Origin of the sequence: Bradyrhizobium jicamae (assembly GCF_001440395.1) — a bacterium.
GTDB lineage: Bacteria > Pseudomonadota > Alphaproteobacteria > Rhizobiales > Xanthobacteraceae > Bradyrhizobium > Bradyrhizobium jicamae.
Window position 1 is genome coordinate 1 of record NZ_LLXZ01000088.1, and the last position, 3,817, is coordinate 3,817.

Below are 3,817 nucleotides of genomic sequence, written 5' to 3' on the forward strand. Positions count from 1 at the left end.
AAGGATGGCAGCACCACCGCCGCCGCCTCGGATGGCCGCACCGCCGCCTCGGATGGCCGCCCCGCCGCCGGCGGCCCGCTCAGCTCCGGCCAGGAGCTGCCCGCCGGGAGCCCGGTGCTGATCGTTAACGGGCCAGATCCCAGGGTCTGGCCCGAGACGGCCCTTAAATCGCTGATCTGGAAGACCGAAAATCCGGCCGTATTTCCTTGCTTCTGGCTGGAATCCGGCTATATAGCGCGCCATCTCACACGGAAACATGGCTCTCAAAGGCCGTCCGGTGGCAACCGGGCCAGTCAGGCTCGTTTGCTCACACGTTTCCGGAGGAACCAACCGGAGAACTATCACTATGGCGCTACCTGATTTCTCTATGCGTCAGCTCCTCGAAGCTGGCGTGCACTTTGGTCACCAATCGCACCGCTGGAATCCGAAGATGGCGGATTACATTTTCGGTGCCCGCAACAACATCCACATCATCGACCTCGCCCAGACCGTGCCGATGTTGCATCGTGCGCTGCAGGCGGTGTCCGACACCGTCGCCAAGGGCGGCCGCATCCTGTTCGTCGGCACCAAGCGCCAGGCGCAGGATGGCGTTGCCGAAGCCGCGAAGCGCTCGGCGCAGTACTTCGTCAACTCGCGCTGGCTCGGCGGCACGCTGACCAACTGGAAGACGATCTCGGGCTCGATCAAGCGCCTGCGTCACCTCGATGAGGTGCTCTCGTCGGGCGAAGCCAACTCCTACACCAAGAAGGAGCGGCTGACGCTGCAGCGCGAGCGCGACAAGCTCGACCGTTCGCTCGGCGGCATCAAGGACATGGGCGGGCTTCCCGACATGATCTTCGTGATCGACACCAACAAGGAAGACATCGCGATCCAGGAAGCGCAGCGGCTCAACATTCCCGTTGCCGCGATCGTCGACACCAACTCGGACCCCAAGGGCATCACCTTCGTGGTGCCGGGCAATGACGACGCCGGCCGCGCGATCTCGCTGTATTGCGACCTGATCGCCCGTGCCGCCATCGACGGCATTTCGCGCGCACAGGGCGATTCCGGCATCGACATCGGCGCTGCCGTGCAGCCCGTTCGCGAGGAAGTCCCGGCCGCTCCGCAGCCGGCCGGCTTCCAGGGTCTGGCCGGTCCGCGCGGCACCGCCGACAACCTCAAGAAGCTCACCGGCGTGTCGGGTACCATCGAGAAGAAGCTCAACGATCTCGGCATCTTCCACTACTGGCAGCTCGCCGAGCTCGATCACGACACCGCGCACAAGATCGGTGAAGAGGTTGGTCTTCCGAGCCGCGCCGATGCCTGGGTTGCCCAGGCCAAGACGCTGACAGCGGAAGCCGAATAATTGCTGCGCCGCGTGGCCGGGTCTTCCGGCCACCGGTTCTACTCCCAGATTACGGCATTCCCTGTAGCTGGCCGCGGCCTGGTGCAAAGCGCGCGCCGTGCCCGCAGCTCACAGGCAAGAAGGATATTTGACGATGGCAACGATCACTGCGGCGATGGTCAAGGAACTGCGCGAGTCGACCGGCGCAGGCATGATGGACTGCAAGGCGGCGCTCACCGAAACCAGTGGCGACATGACGGCCGCCCAGGACTGGCTGCGCAAGAAGGGCTTGTCGAAGGCCGCGAAGAAGGCTGGCCGTGTCGCAGCCGAGGGCCTGATCGGCGCCGTGACCTCGGGCCCCAAGGGCGTCGTGGTCGAGGTCAACTCCGAGACCGATTTCGTCGGCCGCAACGAGCAGTTCCAGGGCCTCGTCAAGATGATCGCGCAGGTCGCGCTCGACGTCGGCGCCGACGTCGAGAAGATCAAGGCCGCGAAGGTCGGCGGCGTCACGGTCGAGACCGCGATTTCGGACGCCATCGCCACCATCGGCGAGAACATGTCGCTGCGCCGCGCGGCTTCGCTCGAGGTCGGCAAGGGCGTGGTGTCGAGCTACGTCCATGGCGCCGTGATCGATGGCGCCGGCAAGATGGGCGTGCTGGTCGCGCTGGAGTCCACCGGCAAGACCGATGAACTCGCAACTCTCGGCCGCCAGCTCGCGATGCACGTCGCCGCGACCAATCCGCAGGCGCTGGATCCGTCCGGCCTCGACCCCGAGATCGTCAAGCGCGAAAAGGACGTGCTGGCCGACAAGTACCGCCAGCAGGGCAAGCCCGACAACGTGATCGAGAAGATCGTCGAGTCCGGCCTCAAGACCTACTACAAGGAAGTCTGCCTGCTTGAGCAGGCGTTCATCCACGATACCGGCAAATCGGTCTCCCAGGCGGTCAAGGAATCCGAGGGCAAGGTCGGCGCGCCGGTGAAGATCGCCGGATTTGTGCGCTATGCTCTCGGCGAGGGAATCGAAAAGCAGGAATCCGATTTCGCAGCCGAAGTCGCGGCGGCCAGCGGCAAGAAGTAACCGCTGCGGACTTAAGTCTTCCGGCGCAAATGTGCCGGAAGTCGCCTGCGCGGGAGAAGGAAGCGATAAGCAATGGCTGAGCCGGTCTATCGTCGCGTCGTGATCAAGCTCTCGGGCGAGTATCTCGCAGGCAGCCAGTCCTTCGGTATCGACCAGCCGACCGTTGACCGCATCGCCGACGACCTGATCGCGGCCAAGAAGCTCGGCGTCGAGGTGGCCGTCGTGATCGGCGGCGGCAATATCGTTCGCGGCGTGGAAGTCTCCTCGCGCGGCGTGTCGCGTCCGACCGGCGACACCATGGGCATGCTCGCCACCGTGATGAACTGCCTGGCGCTGGAAGCCGCCATCGAGCGCAAGGGAGCGCCGGCGCGGACGCTCTCGGCGTTCGTGATGCCCGAGATTTCCGAGCTGTTTACCCGCAGTGCAGCGCACAAATACCTCGCCGAGGGACGAATCGTCCTGCTCGGCGGCGGAACCGGCAATCCGTTCTTCACCACCGACACCACGGCCGTGCTGCGGGCGGCGGAGATCGGGGCGCAGGCGGTGCTTAAAGCCACCAATGTCGACGGCGTTTACAGCGCCGATCCCAAAAAAGACCCGTCGGCCAAGCGTTTTGACCGTCTGACGCATTCGCAGGCGATTGCCGGCGACTACAAGGTGATGGATGCGACCGCATTCGCGCTTGCCCGCGAGACGTCACTGCCTATCATCGTATTCTCGATCGCCGAGCCGGGTTCGATCGGCGCGATCCTGCGCGGGACCGGCCACGGCACGGTGGTTGCCGGCTGAGAGGTCGGTACTGCTTCGAACCGCGGGCTTTTGAGGCCGGCGGCTGGTTTCTTAGGAGGGGAGAGTGTTATGCCCACGCCCGGTTTTGACATCAACGAATTGAAGCGCCGCATGCAAGGCGCCACCCACTCGCTCAAGCACGAGCTGGGCGGTTTGCGGACCGGCCGCGCGGCGGCGTCCATGCTGGAGCCGGTGCAGGTCGAGGCTTACGGCTCGCACATGCCGCTCAACCAGCTTGCGACCGTCAGCGTGCCCGAGCCGCGCCTGCTCTCCGTTCAGGTATGGGACAAGTCGATGGTGAAGGCCGTCGAGAAGGCCATCGTTGATTCCAATCTCGGCCTGTCGCCGGCGACCGAAGGGCAGGTGCTGCGCCTGCGGATTCCCGAACTCAACGAGGAACGACGCAAGGAACTGGTGAAGGTCGCGCATAAATATGCCGAAGCCGCCAAGGTTGCGGTCCGCCATGTCCGACGCGACGGGCTCGATATCGTCAAGAAGCTCGAGAAGAATCACGAGATTTCCGAGGACGATCAGGAGCGGCTTGCCAACGATGTGCAGAAGGCGACCGACGGAATGATTGCGGAAATCGATCAGTTGCTGGCGGCGAAGGAAAAGGAAATCCTCAC

Annotated in this window: 5 protein-coding genes; all 5 read left to right on the forward strand. The window is 64.3% G+C overall.

The window, feature by feature from the left end; all coding sequences use genetic code 11:
- Positions 1-360, forward strand: a 360-nt coding sequence (locus CQ12_RS45675; RefSeq protein WP_057835909.1) for a hypothetical protein, incomplete at its 5' end; no start/stop codon positions are given.
- Entirely contained in the window at positions 347-1,345 is a 999-nt protein-coding gene (locus CQ12_RS14100) for a 30S ribosomal protein S2 (RefSeq protein ID WP_057835910.1), read from the forward strand. The genes CQ12_RS45675 and CQ12_RS14100, both read left to right, overlap by 14 nt.
- Before the next feature lie 133 nt (positions 1,346-1,478).
- A complete protein-coding gene (gene tsf, locus CQ12_RS14105; protein ID WP_057835911.1) occupies positions 1,479-2,402 on the forward strand; it encodes a translation elongation factor Ts in 924 nt (307 codons plus the stop codon).
- Between the two features lie 72 nt (positions 2,403-2,474).
- A complete protein-coding gene (gene pyrH / locus CQ12_RS14110) occupies positions 2,475-3,191 on the forward strand; it encodes a UMP kinase (RefSeq protein ID WP_057835912.1) in 717 nt (238 codons plus the stop codon).
- Between the two features lie 69 nt (positions 3,192-3,260).
- Positions 3,261-3,817 (forward strand): ribosome recycling factor (frr, locus tag CQ12_RS14115; protein WP_057835929.1); only part of this gene is annotated, 557 nt, incomplete at its 3' end.